This window comes from Sphingomonas sp. UYEF23, assembly GCF_040546165.1.
Lineage (GTDB): Bacteria > Pseudomonadota > Alphaproteobacteria > Sphingomonadales > Sphingomonadaceae > Sphingomonas > Sphingomonas glacialis.
Genome location: NZ_JBEPNG010000031.1, coordinates 1 through 1,190 on the forward strand (window position 1 = coordinate 1; position 1,190 = coordinate 1,190).

General features: G+C 61.8%; 2 protein-coding genes. One reads left to right on the forward strand and one right to left on the reverse strand.

All coding sequences use genetic code 11. The features are described 5' to 3' along the window. A protein-coding gene (locus tag ABIB28_RS18490; protein ID WP_354289577.1) for an IS5 family transposase occupies positions 1-767 on the reverse strand; the annotation gives its coding sequence in 2 pieces (ribosomal slippage) (positions 1-443 and positions 443-767; 768 coding nt in all). An 86-nt stretch (positions 768-853) separates the two neighbouring features. Between ABIB28_RS18490 and ABIB28_RS18495 the strand changes: the two genes are divergently transcribed. Continuing rightward, a complete protein-coding gene (locus ABIB28_RS18495) occupies positions 854-1,171 on the forward strand; it encodes a hypothetical protein (RefSeq protein WP_354289579.1) in 318 nt (105 codons plus the stop codon). The last annotated feature ends 19 nt before the right edge of the window (positions 1,172-1,190 follow it).

The following is a 1,190-nucleotide window of genomic DNA, read 5'->3' on the forward strand; positions in this document are numbered from 1 at the left end:
CTAGGCCGTAGACTCGTAAGCTCGCAGCCACAGGCGCATTGAGGCGAGCTGGATCATGGCGAGGAAGTTGGCGGCGAGCTTGTCATAGCGGGTGGCGACGCGGCGGAAGTGCTTCAGCTTGGAGAAGAAGCGTTCGATCAGGTTGCGCTCGCGGTATAGGCGCTTGCTGAAGCACGGTTTCCATTTGCGGTTGCTCTTGGGCGGGATGTTGGGCGTAGCGCCCTGATCCTGGATCAACTCGCGGATGCGGTCGGCGTCGTAGGCCTTATCCGCCAGCACGATGGTGCGCGGGCCGAGATGATCGAGCAGTCGATCGACGATCTGCCCATCGTGCGTCTGTCCAGCCGTCAGGCCAAGCCGGATCGGGAGGCCTTGCGCGTCGACGACGACGTGGATCTTGGTCGTGAGGCCGCCCCGGCTGCGACCGAGACAATGATCTGGACCCCCCTTTTTGCCGTCGCAGCCTGCTGGTGCGCCCGGATGGAAGTGCTGTCGATCATCTGGATTTCGCCGTCGTGCGCGGCGCTGATGGCGTTCATCAGCCGGTCCCATACGCCTGCCTTTCGCCATCGATTGAAGCGGTTGTAGCAGGTAGTCCTCGGCCCATAGCGCTCGGGCAGGTCGCGCCACGGCGCTCCGGAACGCAGCACCCAGAAGATGCCGTTCAGCACGCGGCGGTCATCGACGCGCGGCACACCTCGCGGCTTGTTGGGGAGAAGCGGCTCGATCATGCGCCACTCAAAGTCGGTCAGGTCATATCGGCTCATGCGAACGCTGAATCACCTTCCCACGAAAGATGGAAGACGCGCCGTGAGGTAGTAGCCGTCAAACCCTAGGAGCGTTACCTGAGGCAATGGCCTTGGAATATGAAAGCTGGCGATCGATCGCGGTGGCGCTGGGGGTTCAGACGATCTCGCCGTTTGACCTAACCATCGATGGTGTACGCGCGACATTCACTGCGCTGCTGCCTCAGTTTGGCGGTTCGGCAGGAATGATCGTCGATCCCGACTGGTCCGTTATGGAGCCGCACGCCGACGCGCTCATCCGCGAAGGCTATGGCTATTCCTGCATCAGCATCGCGGGCAGCCTCCCGTCTGAAATGCAGGACGTTCTCGCAGACTGGGGCTGGAACGGACCAGCCGAAGAAAAGCCCGACTGGCTGACGATCTGATTTATGGGTTCACAGCCTA

What these genes read in the sequence shown, in the direction of transcription:
- ABIB28_RS18495 (WP_354289579.1), top strand. Translation starts at nt 854, where the DNA reads ATGGCCTTGGAATATGAAAGCTGGCGATCGATCGCGGTGGCGCTGGGG.